The following is a 21918-nucleotide window of genomic DNA, read 5'->3' as shown; positions in this document are numbered from 1 at the left end:
TATAAACGTTTCATTCGCCGTCCCCAAAGGCTTCTCCCATGGAGCCCAACGCGTCCCAGACGCGATGCTCCCTTTCTTGAACCGCCATGGCCTCCTGCCGGATGCGGAAAAGCCGGAATGGAACTACGAGATCAAAGGCCACGGAAACACCGCCGAGAGGCCGGAAGGGCGCAACGACTTTTGGCTGGTCGATCGGGGTCGGACGAATGAAGCTGCAGCGGCAGCAGTACCGCCAAGGGGGCCCGCCTCGCCAGCGACCGCCAGACTGTCAGACACCTATCGCGGTGTTCCGTTGGTCGATCTGACCACCTCCTCCGATGCTCGGATGGGAGCGCTTCCGTCAGCTTCGTCCAACTTCCCCCCGGGGGCGGTGCTCGGCCCCGAGCTGCTGGATGACGCCCATATCAGCAGGGATTACCAGTTGCTGGAGCAGAACCTGCAGGCGGCCCACCCAGCTCTCGCCGCCCGAACGCGACTGGTTGATCCCTTGGTCTCCCAGCAACTGCGCCGTCCCGACCGGGACCCACAACTTACATTGCGGTCCATCTATCATCACAGCGACGTCGCAGCCGACTTCGTGTTCCTGCCCGTGAACAGTGGCAATCCCTTGGCTACAGTGGAGAATGAGGGACCCCCTGAGCATTGGTCGCTGCTTCTCGTTGATCGCCGCGACCCGGAAAGAGCGGTCGCCTATCACTACGACTCGATCCCTCAGCGCGATGGACGGGGGTACAATGACGCACCTGCACGAGAGCTCGCAGCAAGACTGGACGCGACCACCTTGGTGACACCCGCCATGGCCCGGCAGAACAACGGTGTTGATTGCGGCGTCTTCGTGGTGGACGGTACGCGCGCGCTGGTTCAGAGATTGGCGAACCAAGAGTGGCCGGAACGGCAGCGGCCGCTGCATCTTGACAACCTCATCGCCGATCGGCAGGCGCTGCAAAACCGACTGAGGCAGGGCCGCTTGCCGCACGAGCTTGCCGCAGTCCGCGCGGAGGCTCTTGGAGTAGTCGGGTCGCAGGTGCAACACGCCGTGTTGCAAGAGCAGCAAGCCCGACAAGTCGCGTCAGCGCCGTTTGACCAGCACTTGAGCAAGTCGCGCGGGGCCAAGAACGAGATGACGAGTACACTTGACAGGAGCAACCGCGTGAACAGCGGGGGCGTCATCATCAACAATGAACATTACACAGCGCTTTTGAGACCAGGGGAGAGGCAGAAGACCGATAATCGGCAAAGCCTCGCCATCGGGCAGCTGGGCGAAGCAACCGCAACGTCCATCAGCCAAGCCCCCGATCAAGCCCGAGCTGACCTGATGGCTTCCTCCAGAAGCAGAGAGCGCTCCGACGCGGGACGTTGAGCTCCATGGGTGGGTCAAGCAGAACAGCTCTTTCGACGACAGAGGCGCTGACGCAATCTCCAGACCGGAGCTCTTGCCGAATTTTTTCAGGCTGGCACTGTTGGAAGGCGATGTAGGCTTGGAACCCGCCAACGGCAGTCAGGAACTTGCGCATGTTCGCTAGACTAGCCTGCTTCGAGATGCTGGTCAGCGAGTTCGTCACGGGCAAGTAGACGTTATGATGCCAGAGATGCCATTTGATCCTGCGCAAGGTTTCAAGCAGGTCCTGTCCGGCCTGCTCGTCGTGGTCTTCGAGCCCTTGCACGAACTGGCGAAGGATCGTGATGCGCATGCTGATAAGGAATCAATCGAGGGCATGCTCGCTCGCCGGTGCAATCATTTCCGCGAGCGAGCAGACTTCTTCCCACCGTCGGTGATGAAGGTATGATGAAGGTAAGCCTGGACGCCTGCTTGTTGGATGGTCGAGAATGCGCCGTTGCAGCTCGCGATCATCGCCGTGGACGAAACCGATGTAGCGCGAAGCGCCGTCTTCAGGTAGCGAGCGGCCGGCGATCAGCTTGATTTTTCTTCCGATCACCACGGTGGCGGATGTACTCGGGAAACTCCAGAATAGCTCCCGGTCAAGCGGCCGAGGTGCCTCCGTAGCTGACATCCACGTCAGCGTTGAAGAAGTACCCTGCACCACGGGATGTTTTGACCAGGCGAGGATTGGCCGCGTCAACCTCCAGCTTTCGGCGCAGGCGCATGATCATGACATCCACACTTCGATCAAAGACCTCTTCTCCACGCACACGGCTCGCGAGCAAAAGCCGTTCTCTGGATAACACGTTGCGTGGGTTCTCCAGGAACGCCATCAAGAGATTGAACTCGCATGCGGTAAGCTTGACCTCGCCACGCACCTCACAGATCAGTCGCCGCTGCTTGACGCTGAGCTTCCAGGCCCCAAAGCGAAATGAGCGCTGATCTCTGGTTCGCGGAATGCGCTCGCGTAACGCTACGCGAATGCGGGCCAAGAATTCGCGCATTCCGAAAGGCTTGGCAATGAAATCGGTTGCGCCGAGCTCCAGTGCAACCACTTTTTCCGCCTCATCTAGCCGGTCGCCGCTAATCACTATGATCGGAACGTCCGACTTTGTCGCCAGATTGCGGACGATCGCAAGTCCATCCTCCCGGCCTAGGTTAAGGTCAACAATCACGAGATCGACTGGCTCATGTGCAAGAACATAGTCAAACTGCTTGCTATCGCGCACCACGGTTACTTTCAAGGCATGCATCGTGAGGTACTCGGCGATGAGGCGCCGCATTGCGGCATCGTCATCGATGACAAGAACATGTTTCAACGGCTCACCTTCAATCTCGAATCACTGGTCTAAGCTGTTTGCCGAGCAATTCTAGGGCACCGACATACAACAGCTGCCCCTTGGTCCCACCCGCGGCTGCAGGCGGCCAGCAACGAGGGCCTCGGTCGTCCAAAATCGGTAACAAAGCTGGTCTTGTCGATCGCGAATTGGCGACATGCATCCAGCCGTGAGGCCAGACAGGTTCAAGCGCCGTGATTCCCCGTTTTGTCAGTTTGGATACGGGCCTGCTCACACTATTCGGGTTCGACGGTGCCGACTCGCCTCCAATGTGGTTGCATGATCGTCACGTTATGTGGCGCTTGCGGCCCTAATCGACATCGTCCGACTCGTGTGAGTCCGATGTGGTTGAGCAGCGCCGCGTTCTCCCTGAAAGGTCGTCGGCGTAAGGACCAACGTGATTCGCTATAGCGGTTTTGTGCCAAATAGCATGTCGCCTGCCAAGCCGGGTTCTTCCGAGATGGCCGGCGGCATCGCATCTTTTTTTGGCAGAGAACGATCACCGTCCGACCTAACATTTCTCATCTTACGCGAGACCTCCACATTGAGCCTGTCACGTTACGGGCAGCACCTCGAACTCGATAGCGCCAAAATCGAATCTCGTGATTGAGGCTGGCGATAGCCCGTCGGATTCCGTCAAAGGCCTGCGGTTTTCTGCCGATGGGATCTTGTATGATCACCTCATTTCAGAGCACCGCCGAACAGCTGAACGAGGTTCCCCAGCGTCACTCTGTGACCTTGGGCATGGACGGCCTTTATGCCCACCTCGGCTGCGATTGTTCCGGCTCCTTCCAGAAGTTCCGCATGCTCATCATACTGCTGCCAACTCAGCCCAGCGCCTTCGCCCTGAACAAATGTCTTTTGTTTCAATTGATACCAAAAGGCTTAACTTGAACATCACACAGTAACAAACCTCCCCGATAAGAGCGTGCCGGAAGGGCAAGAAGCTGTCCGGCGGCTTGGAAAGGTAGGTGAGAGGAAATGTTTATTGCAGTTTGGCCGCTGGCTATTGCCCTGTTGACGTCGATGTCACTTCCGGCCGAGCCCGCGCCACTTTCGCCCCGTGAGTTCCATCGCCTTTCGCGCGAATGCGCTCCCTGGGTTGCGCCGTCCACCCTTGCCGCGATTGCCAAGATTGAAAGTGGCTTTGAAACGCTGGTGGCTCATGACAACACCACAGGCGAGCAGCTTCGCTGGATAAATCACCTGGAAGCCACCCGGGGCATCAAGGACCGCCTCGAAGCACAACATTCTGTCGATGTTGGATTGATGCAGATAAACAGCAAGAACTTTCCCATGCTCAGTCTCACGCCGGAAAAGGCTTTCGAGCCCTGCGCCTCCCTTTCGGCTGCCGGCCACTTGCTTGAAAGCCGGTATGCCGGCGGCACGACTGCTCCGGCGCAGCAACTGGCGCTTCGCCGTGCCATCTCGGCCTATAACACCGGCGACGTCACGCGTGGCTTCGCCAACGGTTATGTACGCAAGGTAGAGTCGGCCGCAAAGGACATCTCAAGTCACTTTGAGCGAATGCTGGAGCCGACCGCCCGAGATGCGTCACATCTTGAGGCACCAGGTCGCAAAGCCGTGCCGTCTCTGCTCCAACAGAGCCAACAGGCCAATACAAAGCAGCCCAACCAAAAGTCCTGGGACATCTGGGGCTCCTATCAGCCAAACCGCTCCGGGGTCGAACCCTCCGGTCCGACCGGCAGGCAGGCTGCGGAAGAACTGGAAACCTCGAGCCCGAACAAGCTCGTATTCGATTGAATCGTGGAGTTACAATGATGAAGCCTCTCAGAATACTCCGTGCGCTTAAAGCGCGTGTTCCTTCTCCTTTTTCCATGCTGCGCATGACGGCTGAATATGTACCGGCCGCTGCTGCATGCGTGGCGTGGACGGTCTTCTCCAGCGGGCCAGCCGCGGCCCAGGTGACCGGAGGGACGGATCCTGCCAAGATGATCCAGAATATCTGCACCTTCATCCTTGGCCCCTTCGGACAATCACTGGCCGTGCTCGGGCTGGTGGCTATCGGTATCTCCTGGATGTTCGGTCGTGCTTCACTTGGCCTGGTTGCGGGTGTCGTTGGAGGGATCGTCATCATGTTTGGCGCCAGTTTCCTGGGCAAGGCGCTCATAGGCGGTGGCTGATGAGCGACGATTAGAAGTGAGCACCCTCTATGTGGCGGCGACACGCCCCGCACTGTTTCTAGGGGTGCCGCTCACGCTGGCCGGATTGCTGATGATGTTGGCGGGGCTCGTCATCATTATCCTCAAGAACCCACTTTATGAAGTCGTGCTTGTGCCACTCTGGTTCGGAGCACGGCTGATTGTTGAGCGTGACTATAACGCCGCAAGCGTCGCGTTCCTCTATTTGCAGACGGCCGGCAGAAGCGTGGACGGGCAGGTGTGGGGCGGCGCGAGCGTAAGCGCCAATCCGATCAGAGTGCCGAAACGCGGAAGAGGAATGGTGTAATGTTTGGCGCCAGTGGCCGGACCGAAAGATCTGGCGAGATCTATCTTCCATATGTCGGTCATCTAAGTGACCAGGTTGTCCTTCTGGAAGACGGGTCGATCATGGCCATGGCACACGTGAACGGGCTGCCCTTTGATTTGGAAGACGCTGAGATGCGCAACTCGCGCTGCCGCGCGTTCAACACTCTCTTGCGCAACATCGCCGATGACAATGTCACGCTATACGCTCATCTTGTGCGAAACAAGGATGTGCCGGAGCCGGGATCGCGCCAGTTTCAAAGTGCATTCGCTGGCAGTCTAAGCGAGGCCTACGAGAGCCGTGTGCTGTCGGGCAAGCTCTTTCGCAACGATCACTTCCTCACTGTCGTCGTGTTCCCCCGCACCGCAATCGGCAAGATCGGCTGGCGCATTGCCAAATCCGCCAGGCGCAATGACAACGATCTGGCCACACAAATGCGAAGCCTGGAGGACCTCTGGCAGATCATTGCTGGGTCACTCGGCGGTTACGGTCTGCGCCGGTTGGGTATTCGTGAGAAAGGCGACGTGCTCTTCACCGAAATCGGTGAGGCACTTCGGCTGATAATGACTTGCCGGTTTCTTCCGGTTCCGATGGTTACCGGCTCACTTGGCGCCTCGATCTACACTGACCAGGTCATCTGCGGGAAGCGGGCGCTTGAGATTCGAAGTCCCGGCGGTAGCTCGGTGGGGTCATTGTTTTCGTTCCGTGAATATCCGGCGAAGACACGGCCAGGCATGCTAAATCCGTTGCTGTCCGCCAATTTCCCGCTTGTCCTCAGCCAGAGCTTTTCCTTCCTCACTCGGCCACAAGCTCATGCGAAGCTTAGCCTTAAGTCCAGCCAGATGACGAGCGCCGGCGACAAGGCTCTCACCCAGATCAATGAACTGGCCGAAGCAGAGGACGCACTGGCAAGTAACGAGTTCGTCATGGGTTCACATCATTTGAGTCTGTGCGTCTATGCCGACAGCCTCAACAGCCTTGCAGATCGGGCAGCAAATGCCCGCGCAAGGCTGGCCGACGCGGGCGCCGTTATCGTCCAAGAGGGTATCGGCATGGAGGCCGCGTACTGGTCCCAACTTCCGGGGAACAACAAGTGGCGCACGCGCCCCGGCGCGATCACCTCGCACAATTTTGCCGGGCTTGTCTCTTTTGAGAACTTCCCAAGTGGTTCCATTTCCGGCCACTGGGGCAAAGCTGTTGCGCGCTTTCGCACCAACGGTGGAACTTCTTTCGACTACATCCCCCATGAGAATGACGTCGGCATGACGGCGATATTCGGGCCTGTCGGCAAAGGCAAGACGACGCTGATGACCTTTATCCTCGCGATGCTTGAGCAAAGCATGCTCGATCGCGATGGTGCCATCGTCTTTTTCGATAAGGACCGGGGTGGTGAACTGCTGGTGCGAGCCACCGGAGGGACATATCTAGCGTTGCGCAGAGGCGCTCCGAGCGGCTTGGCCCCTCTGCGTGGACTGGACAATACCTCCGCCTCGTTGGACTTTCTGCGCGAATGGCTGGTGGCTCTAATCGAGAGTGACGGCCGTGGCCCGATCTCGCCGGAGGAAAGCCGTCGACTGGAACGTGGCATTGTTCGTCAACTTTCGTTCGAACCCGTCATGCGCTCAATTGCGGGCCTGCGCGAATTCCTACTGCACGGCGCCTCCGAGGGCGCAGGAGCGCGGCTGCAGCGGTGGTGTAGAGGGAATGCGCTTGGATGGGCCTTTGACGGCGATGTCGACGAAGTAAGGCTGGATGCCTCCATTACGGGCTTCGACATGACACAGCTCCTGGAATTTGAGGAGGTCTGTGCGCCGGCCGCCGCATATCTTCTGCACCGCGTGGGCGCTGTTGTCGATGGCCGCCGGTTCGTCATGAGCTGCGACGAATTTCGCTTCTATCTGCTTAACCCCCAATTCTCGGCTGTTATCGACAAGTTCTTGCTCACAGTCCGCAAGAACAACGGGATGTTGATACTCGCAACGCAGCAGCCTGAACACGTGCTTGAATCGCCCCTCGGAGCCAGTCTCGTTGCACAATGCATGACGAAGATTTTCTACCCATCACCGACGGCGGATCGGGCTGCGTATGTCGATGGCTTGAAGTGCACCACGCAGGAGTTCGAGGCAATCCGCCAGGGAATGGCAATTGGCAGCCGCAAGTTTTTGCTCAAGCGCGACAGCGGGAGTGTCGTTTGCGAATTCGATCTTGGCCAGATGCGCGAATATGTAGCTGTGCTCTCGGGGCGGGCCAACACCGTGCGCTTTGCCGACCAGCTTCGTGACCAGCACGGAGATGCCCCAAGTGCGTGGCTCGACAAGTTCATGGCTCGTTATCACGAAGTTCAAGACTGACGGAGGAATATTCATGAGATTTGCCAAGCTTGCAGCAACGACGATTGCTGCTTCCTTTCTGCTGAGCACGCAGGCCCGGTCGCAATTCATTGTCAGCGACCCGGCAACAGAATTACAATCGGCCTTAACAGCGGGTTCCACTGCGGCGATCCTTATAAAGTCAGCCCAGACGCTCGCTACCACGATCGAAATGGTTGAGTTGCTGAAGTCGTCATTTGGCGTCACGGGACTGCTGGGTGCACTGAACCAAGGAAATCACTATCCGTCGAGCAACAAACTGGAGGGGCAGATGTTTGATGCTCGGGCGCCAGTTTCTACCATGGCGCGTAACATTGCGCAGGACCCAACTAGGATAGTCACCGGCACCGATGCGGAAGGGAAACTGTTAAAGGGGCAAATCACTGGTGCCGCCAATGCCGCAGCTCTTGCAGCCGACACTCTGGAAGTAATGGACAAGCGCCTTAAGAACAACGCCGACACGCTTGATCAGCTTTCCCGCTCTCGAAATATTGTGCAGGCCACAGTGACCAACGGTCTGGTCCTCAAGCAGATTCACGATGCGATCATCCAAAATGTCCAGGCCACGAGTCTGCTGACGATGGCCACTGCACAAGGGAGCCTTCACGCCGTGGAGGAGGCCGCAACGCAGCGTCGCGAACGCCAGGACACCGCCAAGATGTTCAACATCCTCCCGTGAACGACGCAGAGTTCATCCGGCTCAGTTGCGCTGATCAGGGACAAATCAGGCTCAGGCCATGAATTTCAAGATTCCCGCGCCATTCACGGCCATACACACGATCTTTCATCTGGCCTTTACGTCAGGGCTGCACAACGTGCTTAAAAAAATCCAAGAGGCGATCAGCGCGCCTCTGGTCGCGTGTGTGACGCTTTGGATAATAATCCAAGGCTGTCTGGTCATGCGGGGTCAAGTCGATGCGCGTGGAGGTATCACGCGCGTAATCATGGTGTCGATTGTCGTCAGCCTTATCCTAGGACAGGCCAACTACCAGATATACATTGAAACGGTCTTCGACGAAACGATTCCGAGATTTGCTCACGGCATCAGTGGCAGCAACTTGCCTTTCATCGATATTCCTCAGAAGCTCGACTGGATGTTTGCGTCAACTCAGTATGCCTTCCAGATGATTGCTTCCGAAATTGGGCCAATGAACAGCCAGGACATAATTGCTTTTGAGGGAGCGCAATGGATTTTCTACGGCTCGCTGTGGACAGCATTCGAAATCTATGATGCCGTTGGAATTTTGACGAAGGTGCTGTTGGCGATCGGCCCTCTGGTTCTTGTCGGCTACCTTTTTGATCACACTCGAGACATGGCCACCAGATGGATCGGCCAACTGCTCTCGTACGGGCTGCTGCTTCTCCTTCTCAACATCGTTGCGACTATAGTTATCGCGGCCGAAGCAGCCTCGCTGGTAGCCATGCTTTTGATGATCAGACTCTCGGGCACGACAGCAGCCAAGATCATCGGACTTTACGAACTCGACATGCTTTTCTTGGCTGGCGACGCTCTGATCATCGCACTTCCGACGATCGCCAGTAGCATCGCCGGCGGCTCTTGGGCAGGGGCGAACCGATCCTTAAACAACCTCAATCGCCACTTTGCCAAAACGGCGGGTCGTTAATCACTCAACAAGCGCGGTGCGAAAAACATGAAACGCTTTCTACTTTTGTCAATCCTCGCTTTGGCGGCCTGCAAGACAACCGATCGGCTTGCGACTTGCACGGGTACGCCATTCCAACTGAACGCGGGACAATGGGAAACCACCCCTGAGGATCTTCAGGTCGAGTGCGCGGAAGAGCCCAAGTGAAATTTCCTGAACATGCCCTTCTGGTGGAGAGAGAAACGCTAGCCGCTCACTACAAGAAGGTGGAAGCGTTTCAAACTACACGAGCGAAGTCTGCGCGTCGCCTGTCAAAGGCCCTTATAGCCTTTGCGGCGGTGGCGGTGCTAGGAAACGTTGCCCAAGCATTTACCATCGCTGCCATGGTCCCGTTGGCCAAGCTCGTACCTGTGTTCCTCTGGGTACGGCCGGACGGGACCATTGACAGCGAAGTGTCAATTTCTCAACTGCCCGCAACCCAAGACCGAGCCGTCATAAATGCTTCGCTGTGGGAATATGTACGCCTGCGCGAGGGCTACACGGCAGATACGGCCCAATACGCCTATGACCTCGTATCCAGTTTCAGCGCACCGGCCGTGCAACAGCAATATCAAGAGTTCTTCAACTATCCGAATCCCACTTCGCCGCAAGTCACGGTCGGCAAGCGCGGCAAGCTCGAGGTCGGGCATATTTCTTCAAACGACATCAGTCCCGACGTTCAGCAGATCCGATACAAACGTATGCTTGTTATCGATGGGCAGTCGCCGATAGTGACCACCTGGACAGCTACCATCCGCTACGAGCGCCTGACGGGTCTGCCGGGGCAATCCAGGCTCACCAATCCGGGAGGTCTACTGGTCACGTCCTATCAGGCCTCGGAAGATACCGTATCCAACCTGGGCAATGCGCAGCCATGACAAAAAGAGCGTTTCTCGCGCTGGCTTGTTCACTCTTCCTGACGATGCAGGCGTTTGCGGAAGACACACCACTTGCCGGCAAGCATGATGCCCGGATGCGCTACCTTGCTTACCGGCCCGACGAAGTGGTGCACCTATCTACCGCCGTGGGGGCAACGCTGGTTGTCACATTCGCGGCCAATGAGACCGTCGCAGCCGTGGCTGTGTCCAATAGCAAAGACCTGGCTGCGCTCCCACGTGCCAACTACCTCTTTTTTAAGGCCAGCCGGATCCTCGCGCCGCAGCCGGTCATTGTGCTGGCCGAGAGTGAGTCGGGTACACGGAGATACGTCTTCAGTATTTCAACCAGAGCGATGCCAAAACTCGACGAGAAGCAACCTGACCTATACTACAGTGTGCAGTTCACCTATCCTGATGATGAGGCTGCTGCTCAGAGAAAGGAAGCAGAAAGGCGCGCGAGTCTTGGTCAGGCCCGCGCGAAAGTGCTGCAGCAACAGAGAGTTCAGGATTTGTTCAATCGGCCTGCGGCAACGGCCAGTCCGGACGAAAGCAATTTCCACTACGTCGCAAAGGGCGATCGATCGCTGGCGCCGCTAGAAGTTTTCGATAACGGCTTTACGACCGTATTTGGCTTCGCAAGAAATTCCCGCATACCCTCTCTCTACGTAATTAATCCCGACGGCAAGGAAGCAGCTGCCAATTACACGGTCAAAGGGGATTATGTTGAAGTATCCGCAGTCGCCCGGGAATGGCGTCTGAGAGATGGAAATACGGTGTTGTCCATTTTCAACAGGGCTTATGATTCTTTGGGACGAGCGCCAGTGACCGGTACAGTGACACCCGACGTGTGGCGCGTTTTGAAAGGCTCGGGCCGATGAATGAAACCGGCCCACAGGCGGGACATGATGTCCATGCATCCGGATCGATGGTCTCGGAGCCGACCCGCCGGCATGTTTCGGGATCGCAAAAGTTGGCCGTCGCTGCTCTTGTTCTCGTCTCATCTCTATCGCTCATCTGGCTCGGAGGTCGTTCCAGCACACAAGACGAGCCATCTCAGCCAAAACCGCCAATTGTCGCCAACGCCGAGCCATTCCGCCCCGCGCCAATTGAGATTGCTCCCGAACCTCAAGCACCCGAACAGGCGGTGCAGGCGGCAGATCCTGCACCATCCACGTCGCCCCCAACGGCGCCAACTGATGCGCCGCCGGAGGAAACACCAATTTTCGCATACACTAGCAGCAGTCAAATGCCCAGTGACGGTCAGCGGAGCGAAGACAACCATAAGGATGCTCCCACGACACAGGATGAGATTTCAATCGATGGCGAGCTGTCAGGCCGATTGAAGCCCGATATACAGGAGCCGAGCCGGGCCACACTTTTGCCGCACCCTGATCTCGTGATCACTCAAGGAACGATCATTTCCTGCATTTTGCAGACGGCGGTCGATACAAATTTGCCCGGCTATGTGAAGTGCGTCTTACCTAATGACGTCCGCGGCACAACCAACAATGTCGTGCTCTTGGACCGTGGGACGACCGTGATTGGCGAGATCCAGCGCGGTCTCCAGCAGGGGGATACGCGTGTCTTCGTGCTGTGGACGCGCATCGAAACACCCGACCATGCCCTCGTTTCGATAGCATCGCCCGGCGCTGACGAGCTCGGCCGCTCCGGAATGCCTGGCACGGTGGACAGTCACTTCCGGGAACGCTTTGGCGGCGCGATTCTCATGAGCGTCATCCAAGGCGCGTTTCAGGCGGCCGGTCAATACGCGGCTAGCTCTGGCGGAGGAAGCGGCATCAACAGCTTCCAGAGCAATGGTGGACAAGCGGTCGAGGCGACACTGAGAGGGACGGTCAACATTCCGCCAACGCTGAAGAAAAACCAGGGAGATGCAGTATCCATCTTTGTGGCTCGCGACCTCGATTTCTCAGATGTATACGATCTTAGAGCCACTGCCGCGGCGCCAAGCCGCCAACATCGCGAACGCAGGAGAGACAACAATGCGATCGGAGGCTGACCCTCAGTTGCGTTTGCTTCTTGAGCCTGTTCTAAAATGGCTTGAGGAGCCAAGAACCGAAGAGGTCGCTATCAACCGGCCTGGGGAAGCCTTTGTCCGACAGGCCGGCGTTTTCACGAAACATCCGCTACCGCTATCTTATGACGATCTGGAAGACATCGCGATACTCGCTGGAGCGTTGCGCAAGCAAGATGTCGGACCCCAAAGCCCCCTATGTGCGACTGAGTTGCCGAACGGAGAGCGGCTGCAGATCTGTTTGCCGCCCGCAGTACCCTCAGGAACAATAAGCCTGACGATACGGCGTCCCTCAAGTCGTGTGACCGAACTCAAGGAAGTTTCTTCTCGCTACGAATACTCGCGTTGGAATCAATGGCGGTCAAGAAAAGAGCGCCAGGAGCGGCAGGACGAAACGATTCTTCAGCACTACGACCATGGTGACTTGGAGGAATTTCTGCGGGCCTGCGTTTGCGGGCGACTTACGATGCTGCTTTGCGGACCTACTGGAAGCGGCAAAACGACAATGAGCAAGACTCTGATCGACGCTATACCCCCGCAAGAGAGGTTGATCAGTATCGAGGATACGCTCGAACTTGCAATCCCACACGAGAACCATGTCCGGTTACTCTATCCGAAGGACCGAGCAGGCGTTGGTACGGTGACAGCCGAGCAGCTATTGCAAGCCAGCTTGCGCATGCGCCCTGATCGAATATTGCTTGGCGAAATGCGCGATGATGCTGCTTGGGCCTACCTTAGCGAAGTCGTCTCCGGCCATGCGGGATCGATATCAACGATTCATGGGGCTGATCCGGTCCAAGGTTTTAAAAAGCTCTTTTCACTCGTCAAGAGCAGCGCGCAAGGAGCCGCTGTGGAAGACCGCACGCTTCTGGACATGCTATCGGCTGCTATTGACGTCATTGTACCGTTCCGTACCCAAGGCGACGTGTATGAGGTGGGAGAGGTATGGCTCGCCGCCGATGCCCGTCGACGGGGAGAGACAGTAGCCGACCTTCTCAACAAGCACTAAGGCTGGAATAACGTAGATCCATAAGTCGGCGACGAGACGCGTCATTTGTTCTGCATCGATATCTCTTTTGACGGGGCTTGTCAGATTGCTTGGGTAGCCTGAACAAGTCGGCGGCATCATGCCATCATCATGGTACGAACCGCATGCTCCATTGTCCGGGACGAGACAGGCTGCGATAACCAAAAGACGAAGGCCTGATTATCAAATGTGACCGGCATGGGGTCGATCTCACCGACGACTATGACAGGCACCGCCATGAGGGTGGGGCATATGGGTTCGGCCTGTACTCGCTCGAGGAAAGGCGCTTTACCCAAGATCAGCAGGTCGGCTGCCTTCCCACTCTCGATCCAGCCGCAAAGGCTTTTGAAGGTCGCGAAGCCGACCGGCTTATAACCCAGCGCGGCGATTTTCTTCGTGTAGGTCTCCAACTCTGCTGGGTCGCGCTCCACGACTGCAATGATTTCTCCGCTGCCAAGTGATCCGTCGTATGGGCCGACCGCGATGTCAGCGCTGACTGGCTCCTCCTCGGAGGCCGGTAAGTAGATATCGAAGCGGGTACCTCGGCCAACAGCCGAGGTGACGTCGAGGCATCCTGCGAGCGCGCTCACGTGCCTGTCAACCGCAGCAAGACCCAGCCCGGTCCCGCCGACGCGAGAGCGGGTGGTAAAAAAGGGCTCAAAGACACGCGGAAGTATCGAAGTTGCAATTCCTGGACCATCGTCGCTGATGGAGAGGAGAACGTAATCTCCACGTCTCAAGGTGCCCTGAGCCAGCGGCTTTGTTTGGCACACCTGGGCGCGAGAAACGCTAATCTCGACACGGCCCTGGTTCAAGACAGCCTCCGACGCGTTCTTGCACAAATTCATAAGGATCTGCTGTATCTCGGTTGGGCTCCCCTCGACCACCGTTTGCCACTCGTCGATCTTGAAGTTCAACTGAATACCCGCACCAACTGTAACCCGCAGCAATGGCGCAAGACCCATAACAATCTCGGAGACGCTGATAGGCGCTGCCACGCGCTTTTGATTTCGGCTGAGTGACAAGATCTGGTCAACGATCAGCTTGGCTCGGTGTCCAGCTAAGATGATTTGGTCGATGTGGTTCCGAATTCTAGAGGGACGACGTACAAGACCTCGGGCAACCTCTGAATATCCGATTATTGCGCCTAAAATATTGTTGAACTCATGTGTGGCACCGCTTGCGATCGTGCCGACGGTCCTTAGCCTTTCCAAATGCTCACATCGACTCACCAGAAGGTCGCGTTCGGCATTTACACGTTGCATCTCAAGATGGTGGCTCAAACGCACAATAGCACTGCCAAGAACCCGGAGGTCGTCAGCTGAGGGGAGTGAGCGAGCTCGTTCAAAAACAAGGATGCAAACCGCAGCCTGCTGAGCGGAGGCCCTGCAAGCAACAATTTGACAAACACCGGAAGTGCCTATGGCGGTCCGAACCACTTCGGCCGCAGGAACTACGCGAAACACTGGCCGTCCGGCGCAGACAAGTGAAACGACTTCATCAATAAGGGCGAGGTTCCAGACGGGTATGCACGTGTTTGCCACAAAGCACTCAGTATGCATGCTGAGGCTCGGATCAACCAGAGCAAGCGCGCATTGATCCGCATCGAAAACGCGTTGAACGAATCTGAGCGCTGCTTCGGTGGAAAAGCGCGCCCCGTCGTTCGTTGCTCTACTGTCGTTGAAGCGAGCTTCGATCTCGCTCATCGCCTCTTCAAGCTCCAACCGCCTTTTCAGTCGGTTCGTCCGCAGACGCCGTCTGGAGGATCGAATGATCGCAAACAAGCAGATGCATATGGACAGCAAGCCAAAGAAAAGTCGCGCACGCTGCGCTTGCGCGCTGGCCAGGCTGTAGCCTTTCAGATGCTCTCGCTCCAGCTCGGCAGCCTTGGAGGACGTGTCGAGGAATGCGATCTGATTGGCAGCTTGGTCCAACCTCCATAAGGAAGACACCGCAGCGCCGGCCTTGCCCACAACATCCGCGGCAGCCCGGGCCTGCCTGGCAAATCGCTCGAGAGGATGATCCATATGTGATGCGAGGTTGAGCCACAGCACTAGCTTGGAAAGTTCAAGCCTGCCCTCTCCAGGGAGAAAAATCGAGCGAGCAAGGTCTGCGACAGAGCTTTTCATGAGCTGATTTTGCTTGACCCAGGCTGAGATGGCCGCCTCAGTGTTTTTGATCGAGTTTTTAAGCTGCGCGAGCAGTGCGGATTCCCTGGAGCTCTCATCTGGCGAAATCTCCAAATGGTGTTGCAAGTTTTCGACGTCGCTTTGCAGCGCCTGTCCCGCAGACGCAACCGAACGGAAGTCCAATGCCATATCGGTTCGCGCGCGAGCGACGTCCCGCTGGAGCAATGCATCGTTGATCTGAATAGTACGCAGCTGGCTTAGGACCGCGTCGTTGATCTCGGGAGCCTGCCACTGGGTTCCGACCAAGAGCGCAACCGAGGCGGCTAGGCCAATTAGAATTGCCTTATCGGAACTGAGCCATGTTTTCCAAGGAAACGGCGTTTGATCCGTCGTGCCCGCCTGGCGGCGGTCCGACGAGAATTCCGGCGCCACCCGGGTTCGGTATGCGGCCGGATGCTGCTGGAACAGGAAAGCCACACCTACCTCTCTCCTTGGACGGCTTAAACACCGTTGCCGAATTTGGTCATGGTCCGCTTCCAGGACCAGAATGAGCGCCCAACGGGCGCCTTACGATCTTGGAAGCAGATGAATCTCCGCGCAGGCGGCGCTTCGCTCCCTCACGGCGGCAGGGGCCTCAGGGGAGGCCCAGGATGAAGCGCCGATTGGGCGAACGGATAGGGCGCGCGTTCCGGGGATAGAGCGAGGTAAAGCGCTTGATGTCCGCTGGGTCGACCTCAACCGGTTCCGTCGCCACCATCCAGTCGACGTTTTCGGTGCATGGCGGCGTCGTTAAAGATCCTTCATATGTCCAGTAGCCAAGCGAAGCCGGCAGAAGCCCGTTCGGGTCGACCTCGTCGACGGCTGCCTCTTCGCCTGATGTTGCGGGAAATGCTGCAGCAAGCCTGGCAAAGCTGGCATTTGTGTCGCCTGGCACTAGAAAAACGCCCAGCACACCCAGAGTGTCGCTGTCGGTGTCCTTATGGACAAAATGCGCTTCCATCGGGAAGCTCTTGCCCGCGACGTGGTGCTCGCTTGGCGCATGGAAATGGAACTGGAGCAGCTCATACACACGATCCCCTCGAGTGAGCGTGCTGCCTTGCGGCAGGTTGATCTGAATGGTGTGGCCGTTGTTCACCATCCTGCCGCCGCCGCTGTGCCAACCTATGGCGATGCGCGGAATATCCGCTTTGACCGCGCCCTTGATATCGACCGGCGATTGCTGTGTGCCCGCCGAGCAGACGAAATTTGTCTTATCCAGATCGCCCCAGTGTTCGGGCCCGGCCGGGCCGGCATATCCCCAATGGGTGCTCGCCGCCCCCGCGGCATCAGCGCAAATGGGACACGCGCCGAGTGCAACGAACCCTTTGATCAGACTACGACGATGCATATTGCTTTCGCTCCTGGACGTGAACTAAGTTTATCATTTGCGGTTGGCATGGCGGGAACTGCGCTCGCAACCACCATGATGTGGCAACATGATCGCAACTACCCCGAACAACTCGGCATACGACCAGCGCGTCACGCAGCGCTTCATGTCGGCGCACAGACGACATCCTCGTCGGGACCGCCGCTGAGCTTGTCATTGTCCTCACCGGCGGTATGCGGTTGGTAGCGGCCATTCTCACCTGGTCCGAGCTATCTGCGCCAATACGTGGTTGTTGCTTCCCCGACCCTCTGGTGGCCTGGGTATCCAGATCGCATCCTCGGCCTCGTGACGCCTTCATATTCATCATCCGTCGACCAGAGAAATCGATTGCTTCAATTACGAACATTCACGTTTTGGATGCATTCACGCGCAATCCGCGGTACTGACCGCCTCACTTCGGCGGGTGCTATCGAACCTTCGCCCGCTCAAGCAGCTCAGGGCCGCCCCGTGTCGAAGCTGTTGACGGCGAGTCTCGATTCGGCACCCGTGACCGCATCAAGCGAGCACCCTGCCATTCTCGCTTCGGAGCGCACGATCCATTCGCGGATGTTGTGGATGTTGCGCCGGGTCAAGAGGTCCATCACCGTATCGGCGCCCCAGCGGATCGCCCACACCATCTTCTCGACCTCCTCGGCCATCGACGAGCTGACGGCGGAGTTGCCGATATTGGCGTTGATCTTCGACCAGGAAATTGCGGCCGATAATCTCATCGGCTCGCTTTCCGGGTGGTAAATGTTGGACGGGATGATGGCGCGGGCGCGCGCCACCTCGTCGCGCACGAATTCCGGCGTGACGAAGTCAGGGATCGCGGCGCCAAAGCTTTCGCCATCGCGTTGAAGTGTCGAACGCAACTGCTCACGGCCGAGGTTCTCGCGGATGGCGACGAACTCCATCTCAGGCGTGATGATGCCGGCGCGCATAGGCAATCTGCGTCACGGCCTTGGCGGACTTCGCTCGCAGCGGCCGGTTGCGCATCGGAAATTCCAGCGTCAGGCTTTCGCCCGTCGCAGATCCATTGTCCTCCGGCCTGACATGGCGGCCGTCATAGGCCTCGACATCGCCGCGCGCCATGATCCATTCCTGGCATGGGCGGGCAGGGCCCATTTCGATGCAGGTTTCGACTGCCGGGTCGGTGTACGGGCCGGACGGATCGTAAACGGCCACGGACGGCTCGCCGGCCGTCGGATGGAGGGAGATCTCCCGCATCGGCACCCTGATGTGCGGGTGGATGGCACCGGGCTTGTGGATTTTCGCGAGGTGGGCAGTGGTCCCGTCGACACGGCGGGGGTGAGGGCAATCTCTTGAGGCTCCTTTGCTCATGCATTGGAGACCCAGCTCTGTGCCGGAAGGATGAAAAGACGCTTTGGTCGCCCTGCTCGAAACAGGACCTCGGGCGTAAACCCCGCGAAGCGCTTGCACCATCCTACGCTAGTATGAACTGAATCAGGTTCAACGGGTCACTGCGCCGCGACCAGCAGTATCTCAGCCCTTGCCGGGACCCCCTGGTGACTGCCTCTGTTGGACAGGCGGGCCCTATCTCGTCAAGCGCAGTGAAGAGGAATCGGCTTACTTAACCTCATCGATCATCAACGCTTCCAATCGTCACTAAAGCCCTTACGCAAAATGCATCGCGACATTCCGGATCGCCTGGCTCAAAGACTATTTGTCCGCCCGGCGGCACTGAAGCGCTCGATTGTATAGGGTTCGAGTGGTATTGGCGGGTCACGCCCAGACAGCAGATCGCCAACCAGTTTGCCCGTGGTCGGGCCTTGTGTGAGGCCCAGGTGACCGTGCCCGAACACATACAGAATGTGAGCATCGGTCGCGGAGCGGCTGATGACCGGTAAGGTATCCGGGGTCGCGGGCCGGTGGCCGCTCCACACCATGCCGCCGGGACCATCCAGGGCCGGGAGATAAGCCTTTGCAAGCTCAACCAAGCCTTTCGAGCGAGCAAAATTCGGGCTGGCTCGCAATCCTCCGAACTCGGCCGCACCGCCGATGCGTAAACCGATAGAGAGAGGTGCTGCCACGAAGTTGCTCTCTGCAAAGATCATCGTCCGGTTGAGTGCGATCTGGGGTGCAGCGATTGTGGTGTTGTAGCCGCGCTCGCTTTCGAGCAAGGGCATGGTCGCCAAGCTGGCGAGAAAGTCTAGTCGCGCAATCGACCACCGAGAGTTCATTCAATTAGAATGACCGGTTGGAAACTGAGGATGCCGCCGAGGCAATCTTTTTTGTCAGCCTTCGTCGAATTCACGTTCGAAGGGTCGACCATGCCGATGCCGTAGTGGCCGTAGTCGATTTCGACCGTCGCCGTGAAACCGGCAACGAGCGTGTAGACGACGTTTGCGGCCACACCATAGTTCTTGAACTGACCGCCCGAGATCTGAAGGTTGAACGAAGTTTTCTCGTCGAGTGCGTGAGTGGAGCCGGCCCAGAAGGCCCAGTTGCCGCTCCAAGTTTTGTAGAAGCCGCGACCGTGAGCGGCGATTGCACTGGTTGGATCATCGTTGATAACGCCAATGGAGCCATAGCCGAACATTCCGAATAGCGACAGCACATCCGTGACATTGACATCGACGCGGATCTTGCCGCCCAAAGCATCGTAGTTGCTGTCACGAGCGATTACGCTGGTGATCGCGCCCCAGCCCTGCGTTTGTTTTACGCCGAAGACGACGTGCGGGACATGGCTGTGGTTAGTACCGACTACACCCGACCCTTGTTCAAGTGAAACCAGAGCCGAAAGGCCATTGTCGGCATCGAAGTAATACTGGGCCACGTTGGTATCGAAGTCGCCGTACGGAACGAGTACGTTGATGAGGTCCGGCGTAGCCTGTAAGCGTGTCGAAGGGCGAATGGTCCTTACCAACTCGGAGGCCACCAAGCTGGAACCAGGCGGAAGTCAATTTGACGCCGCTATTGAAGCCATAGTTTTGAGGACTGTCCGGGCCTGGATAAGCGTTGCGGTTGCCGAAATTCACGCGGTTTTCAGTGTAGGTCCTCAGTGCGCCGAGTTCGGTCTCCTGGCGCGTCCAAGTTTTGAACGTGAAACGCGTGTTGTGGTGCCCTGAACCTCGCCAGTTCTCACATCGGTGGTTCTTGCCCCGTCATACGATCGGACATCGCCGAAGCCGACGTCGTAACGGATGTAGCCCCCGATGCGCAGGCAGGTCTCGGTGTCGGTGCGCAGGGGGCGCGGCAGCGCAGGACCCATGCCCTCCTTCCGTCAAGCGCCGCCTCGAGGCCCGCCGCGGCATGGATATTCGCGAGAGAGGGACGTACGCATAGCCTCGCCTACCGGTGATGCGGGCTTCGCGCTGCTCGAAGTCGACCGGCGCGGCAGGTCCCAATGCACGATGGGTTCGTGATCACGTCACCTCGGAGGACGAGAAACGATTGCTGAGGCACGGGTTCGAGCTGCCTCAGTCGTTCGTTCGATCGAAAGCATTGTTTGTGGAGGACGCTCTCCATCATGCAGCGCCAGGAGACGCTGGCTGACTTCCTTATCCGCTGCCGTGAGCCGATGATTCAGGCGAAGAAAGTCCATCCAGGTTGGCGTGCGGAATGTCTCTGTCCAAATCGAAGGCGCTTGAAGATTGCGCTGCAGTGTCCAGTTTCGCGCCCCGGCACGGCTCTGAACATGGCGCCTTGCGCGCATGTAACCCAGAAAGGACTCGATATTGTCTTCCGATATAAGATACTCGACCTTGACCACTATGGGACCACTCCTGGGCTTCAACTCGAGTGCCAGCTCAGGCGGGTGAAAATCCGAACTCTCCTGATCCGTTTCTTCCCATGGACGGACCGGCAACACTATTCCCGCAGCAGCAACGAGCAACAGAGCGCCCGCGGCACTCTCCAAAGCGCAGCCTAAGGAGTAGTTCTGTGCGATAGTCCCCCAGATCCAGCTGCCGGCCGCCATCCCGCCTGCGCTCAAGGCGTAGTAGATCGATAGTGTGCGGCCCACCACCCACCTTGGGCTTGCCAGCTGAACCGACACGTCAATGCCCGTCCAGGTGATAAGCCAACCCGCGCCACCAAGTGCCAGCGAAATGGCCGCCACAGCGACTGACGATGTCAGGGAAAGGGAAAGGCAACATGCTGAACAAGCAACAGAGGCGAACGACACCAGCCTGTCTTGAGACGTGATCCGCCTTAGAAAGCTATTGCTCATGCCGGCCATGAAAGCACCCATGCCGAAGCCCGCCAGCAAGATGCCGTAGATGATTGGGCCGCTTTTCAGCTGGTCCCGGACGAATAGCGGGAGCAGCGCAAGGATGGAGATGCTTGCCAACCCGAAAAGGGCTGCACGGGCAATCGCTGCCCTGATTTCCAACGACATGAGCGTGAAGCGCACTCCGTCATGAATTGCCATCGTCATTCGCTCACGCGGGAGAGGTGACGTGCGAACATCCCATGTAGTACGCCATATTGCGGTTAGCGGCGCCAGGTCGCTCAGCGCTGCCAACGCGAAAGCGGCCAGCGGTCCAAAAAATGCCAGGACCACGCCACCCAAAGCCGGACCAACGCTGCGCACAATGTTGTATCCGACAGACATAAGCGTCACAGCGGCCGGGATGTCGCGCTTGTGAAGGATATCGCCAACCGAAGCGTGCCAGGCCGGATCATTCAAGGCAAAGCCGCAGCCGGCCAGGAACCCTAATCCGAGAATTAGCCAGGGACCGGCAAATCCCAGGCCCACGGAAATCATCAGCGTCGTTGACGCCAATGCTATCAGGCAGTGTCCCGCAAACATCACCCATCGGCGGCTGAAGTTGTCGGCGATGGCTCCGGCCAAGATCGAAAGAAAGAACACCGGCAACGTCGATGCGGCCTGCACGAGTGCAACCATCAGATTCGAAGCGGAAATCGTGGCCATCAGCCAACTGATGGCGACCGTTTGCACGAGCCATCCGAGGCTGGATATTTGCGTGGCCGTCCAGATCGAGCGAAACACCTGGTTTCGAAATGGAGCGAGCGTTGTTGAGACAGGCAGATGAGCATTTTTTTCGGACTGCATGACGATTGACGCCTTCCAGCGGCCGCTTATTCAATTCAGGACTGCCCTACTGCCGTTACGATGTTGATCAATGCATCAGAAGGGCCGACCTATCGAGTCGGATGACTTCATCGCAATGAGGATGGCCCGCATGAGCTCAGATAGCTCCGCTTTCCTGGACTGGCGCCAACCACTTCTCGCCCAGCAAGGAAG

The 21918-nt window shown here is 57.8% G+C and carries 18 protein-coding genes, 3 pseudogenes and 1 riboswitch; of the genes and pseudogenes, 13 read left to right on the top strand and 8 right to left on the bottom strand.

What is annotated here, in order from left to right; translation table 11 throughout:
• A partial coding sequence (locus tag CK221_RS26860) for a Ulp1 family isopeptidase (RefSeq protein WP_245420667.1) occupies positions 1–1360 on the top strand: 1360 nt, incomplete at its 5' end.
• A gap of 106 nt (positions 1361–1466) precedes the next feature.
• On the opposite strand, the pseudogene CK221_RS30935 reads toward CK221_RS26860, so the two are convergent.
• Together CK221_RS30935 and CK221_RS26850 are read right to left on the bottom strand one after the other, a co-directional pair.
• Positions 1467–1953 (bottom strand): annotated as a pseudogene (locus CK221_RS30935) (ISKra4 family transposase); the annotation flags it as partial.
• A gap of 27 nt (positions 1954–1980) precedes the next feature.
• Positions 1981–2700 carry a response regulator gene (locus tag CK221_RS26850; RefSeq protein WP_095779909.1) on the bottom strand — a complete coding sequence of 240 codons (720 nt, stop codon included), beginning with the start codon at positions 2698–2700 and terminating at the stop codon, positions 1981–1983.
• 690 nt (positions 2701–3390) lie between these two features.
• Between CK221_RS26850 and CK221_RS26845 the strand changes: the two genes are divergently transcribed.
• The 12 genes from CK221_RS26845 (at position 3391) to virB11 (ending at position 13136) form a co-directional block, all read left to right on the top strand.
• Positions 3391–3612, top strand: coding sequence for a hypothetical protein (locus tag CK221_RS26845; protein WP_095779908.1), 222 nt, complete (start codon positions 3391–3393; stop codon positions 3610–3612).
• 87 nt (positions 3613–3699) lie between these two features.
• On the top strand, positions 3700–4482 hold the full coding sequence (locus tag CK221_RS26840) for a type IV secretion system lytic transglycosylase VirB1 (protein WP_095779907.1): 783 nt from the start codon (positions 3700–3702) through the stop codon (positions 4480–4482).
• Between the two features lie 74 nt (positions 4483–4556).
• On the top strand, positions 4557–4862 hold the full coding sequence (gene virB2, locus CK221_RS26835) for a pilin major subunit VirB2 (protein WP_245322506.1): 306 nt from the start codon (positions 4557–4559) through the stop codon (positions 4860–4862).
• Positions 4855–5187 carry a type IV secretion system protein VirB3 gene (locus CK221_RS26830; protein ID WP_095779905.1) on the top strand — a complete coding sequence of 111 codons (333 nt, stop codon included), beginning with the start codon at positions 4855–4857 and terminating at the stop codon, positions 5185–5187. The genes virB2 and CK221_RS26830 overlap by 8 nt, the downstream gene beginning before the upstream one ends.
• Complete coding sequence (locus CK221_RS26825; protein WP_095779904.1) at positions 5187–7556, top strand: VirB4 family type IV secretion/conjugal transfer ATPase; 2370 nt, start codon at positions 5187–5189, stop codon at positions 7554–7556. The genes CK221_RS26830 and CK221_RS26825 overlap by 1 nt, the downstream gene beginning before the upstream one ends.
• Positions 7557–7569: 13 nt before the next feature.
• Positions 7570–8253: a type IV secretion system protein VirB5 gene (locus tag CK221_RS26820; protein ID WP_095779903.1), complete on the top strand. Its 684-nt coding sequence runs from the start codon at positions 7570–7572 to the stop codon at positions 8251–8253.
• Between the two features lie 58 nt (positions 8254–8311).
• Complete coding sequence (locus tag CK221_RS26815) at positions 8312–9199, top strand: type IV secretion system protein (protein ID WP_095779902.1); 888 nt, start codon at positions 8312–8314, stop codon at positions 9197–9199.
• 27 nt (positions 9200–9226) lie between these two features.
• The gene (locus CK221_RS26810; protein ID WP_095779901.1) at positions 9227–9385 is read left to right on the top strand and encodes a type IV secretion system lipoprotein VirB7; all 159 of its coding nucleotides are present in this window, start codon (positions 9227–9229) and stop codon (positions 9383–9385) included.
• Positions 9382–10095 (top strand): type IV secretion system protein VirB8, encoded by a 714-nt coding sequence (locus CK221_RS26805; protein ID WP_095779900.1) that lies wholly within the window; start codon positions 9382–9384, stop codon positions 10093–10095. The genes CK221_RS26810 and CK221_RS26805 overlap by 4 nt, the downstream gene beginning before the upstream one ends.
• Positions 10092–10973, top strand: a complete 882-nt coding sequence (locus tag CK221_RS26800) for a TrbG/VirB9 family P-type conjugative transfer protein (protein ID WP_095779899.1) — start codon at positions 10092–10094, stop codon at positions 10971–10973. The genes CK221_RS26805 and CK221_RS26800 overlap by 4 nt, the downstream gene beginning before the upstream one ends.
• Positions 10970–12112: a type IV secretion system protein VirB10 gene (virB10, locus tag CK221_RS26795; RefSeq protein ID WP_095779898.1), complete on the top strand. Its 1143-nt coding sequence runs from the start codon at positions 10970–10972 to the stop codon at positions 12110–12112. Before CK221_RS26800 ends, virB10 begins: the two co-directional genes overlap by 4 nt.
• Positions 12096–13136 carry a P-type DNA transfer ATPase VirB11 gene (virB11, locus tag CK221_RS26790; protein ID WP_095779897.1) on the top strand — a complete coding sequence of 347 codons (1041 nt, stop codon included), beginning with the start codon at positions 12096–12098 and terminating at the stop codon, positions 13134–13136. The genes virB10 and virB11 overlap by 17 nt, the downstream gene beginning before the upstream one ends.
• A gap of 116 nt (positions 13137–13252) precedes the next feature.
• Here the strand turns inward: virB11 and CK221_RS26785 are convergent, their stop codons facing one another.
• The 6 genes and pseudogenes from CK221_RS26785 to CK221_RS26760 form a co-directional block, all read right to left on the bottom strand.
• Positions 13253–15760 (bottom strand): ATP-binding protein, encoded by a 2508-nt coding sequence (locus tag CK221_RS26785; RefSeq protein WP_095779896.1) that lies wholly within the window; start codon positions 15758–15760, stop codon positions 13253–13255.
• A 157-nt stretch (positions 15761–15917) separates the two neighbouring features.
• The gene (locus tag CK221_RS26780; RefSeq protein ID WP_095779895.1) at positions 15918–16670 is read right to left on the bottom strand and encodes a carbonic anhydrase; all 753 of its coding nucleotides are present in this window, start codon (positions 16668–16670) and stop codon (positions 15918–15920) included.
• 563 nt (positions 16671–17233) lie between these two features.
• Positions 17234–18033: pseudogene (locus tag CK221_RS30930) on the bottom strand (phosphomethylpyrimidine synthase ThiC); the annotation flags it as partial.
• 79 nt (positions 18034–18112) lie between these two features.
• A riboswitch (TPP riboswitch) is annotated at positions 18113–18223 on the bottom strand.
• 138 nt (positions 18224–18361) lie between these two features.
• On the bottom strand, positions 18362–18835 hold the full coding sequence (locus tag CK221_RS26770) for an FAD-binding oxidoreductase (protein ID WP_245430753.1): 474 nt from the start codon (positions 18833–18835) through the stop codon (positions 18362–18364).
• A gap of 50 nt (positions 18836–18885) precedes the next feature.
• Positions 18886–19884, bottom strand: a pseudogene (locus tag CK221_RS26765) (porin); the annotation flags it as partial.
• 195 nt (positions 19885–20079) lie between these two features.
• Positions 20080–21726 (bottom strand): MFS transporter, encoded by a 1647-nt coding sequence (locus tag CK221_RS26760; RefSeq protein ID WP_095779894.1) that lies wholly within the window; start codon positions 21724–21726, stop codon positions 20080–20082.
• Between the last annotated feature and the right edge of the window lie 192 nt (positions 21727–21918).

Origin of the sequence: Mesorhizobium sp. WSM3868, assembly GCF_002294785.1 — a bacterium.
Lineage (GTDB): Bacteria > Pseudomonadota > Alphaproteobacteria > Rhizobiales > Rhizobiaceae > Mesorhizobium.
Note: the sequence above shows the minus strand (reverse complement) of the source record. Positions and strands in the feature narration are given on the sequence as shown.

What these genes read in the sequence shown, in the direction of transcription:
- CK221_RS26845 (WP_095779908.1), top strand. Translation starts at nt 3,391, where the DNA reads ATGATCACCTCATTTCAGAGCACCGCCGAACAGCTGAACGAGGTTCCC.
- CK221_RS26840 (WP_095779907.1), top strand. Translation starts at nt 3,700, where the DNA reads ATGTTTATTGCAGTTTGGCCGCTGGCTATTGCCCTGTTGACGTCGATG.
- virB2 (WP_245322506.1), top strand. Translation starts at nt 4,557, where the DNA reads ATGCTGCGCATGACGGCTGAATATGTACCGGCCGCTGCTGCATGCGTG.
- CK221_RS26825 (WP_095779904.1), top strand. Translation starts at nt 5,187, where the DNA reads ATGTTTGGCGCCAGTGGCCGGACCGAAAGATCTGGCGAGATCTATCTT.
- CK221_RS26820 (WP_095779903.1), top strand. Translation starts at nt 7,570, where the DNA reads ATGAGATTTGCCAAGCTTGCAGCAACGACGATTGCTGCTTCCTTTCTG.
- CK221_RS26815 (WP_095779902.1), top strand. Translation starts at nt 8,312, where the DNA reads ATGAATTTCAAGATTCCCGCGCCATTCACGGCCATACACACGATCTTT.
- CK221_RS26810 (WP_095779901.1), top strand. Translation starts at nt 9,227, where the DNA reads ATGAAACGCTTTCTACTTTTGTCAATCCTCGCTTTGGCGGCCTGCAAG.
- CK221_RS26800 (WP_095779899.1), top strand. Translation starts at nt 10,092, where the DNA reads ATGACAAAAAGAGCGTTTCTCGCGCTGGCTTGTTCACTCTTCCTGACG.
- virB10 (WP_095779898.1), top strand. Translation starts at nt 10,970, where the DNA reads ATGAATGAAACCGGCCCACAGGCGGGACATGATGTCCATGCATCCGGA.
- virB11 (WP_095779897.1), top strand. Translation starts at nt 12,096, where the DNA reads ATGCGATCGGAGGCTGACCCTCAGTTGCGTTTGCTTCTTGAGCCTGTT.
- CK221_RS26780 (WP_095779895.1), bottom strand. Translation starts at nt 16,670, where the DNA reads ATGCATCGTCGTAGTCTGATCAAAGGGTTCGTTGCACTCGGCGCGTGT.
- CK221_RS26770 (WP_245430753.1), bottom strand. Translation starts at nt 18,835, where the DNA reads ATGCCCTTGCTCGAAAGCGAGCGCGGCTACAACACCACAATCGCTGCA.
- CK221_RS26760 (WP_095779894.1), bottom strand. Translation starts at nt 21,726, where the DNA reads ATGCAGTCCGAAAAAAATGCTCATCTGCCTGTCTCAACAACGCTCGCT.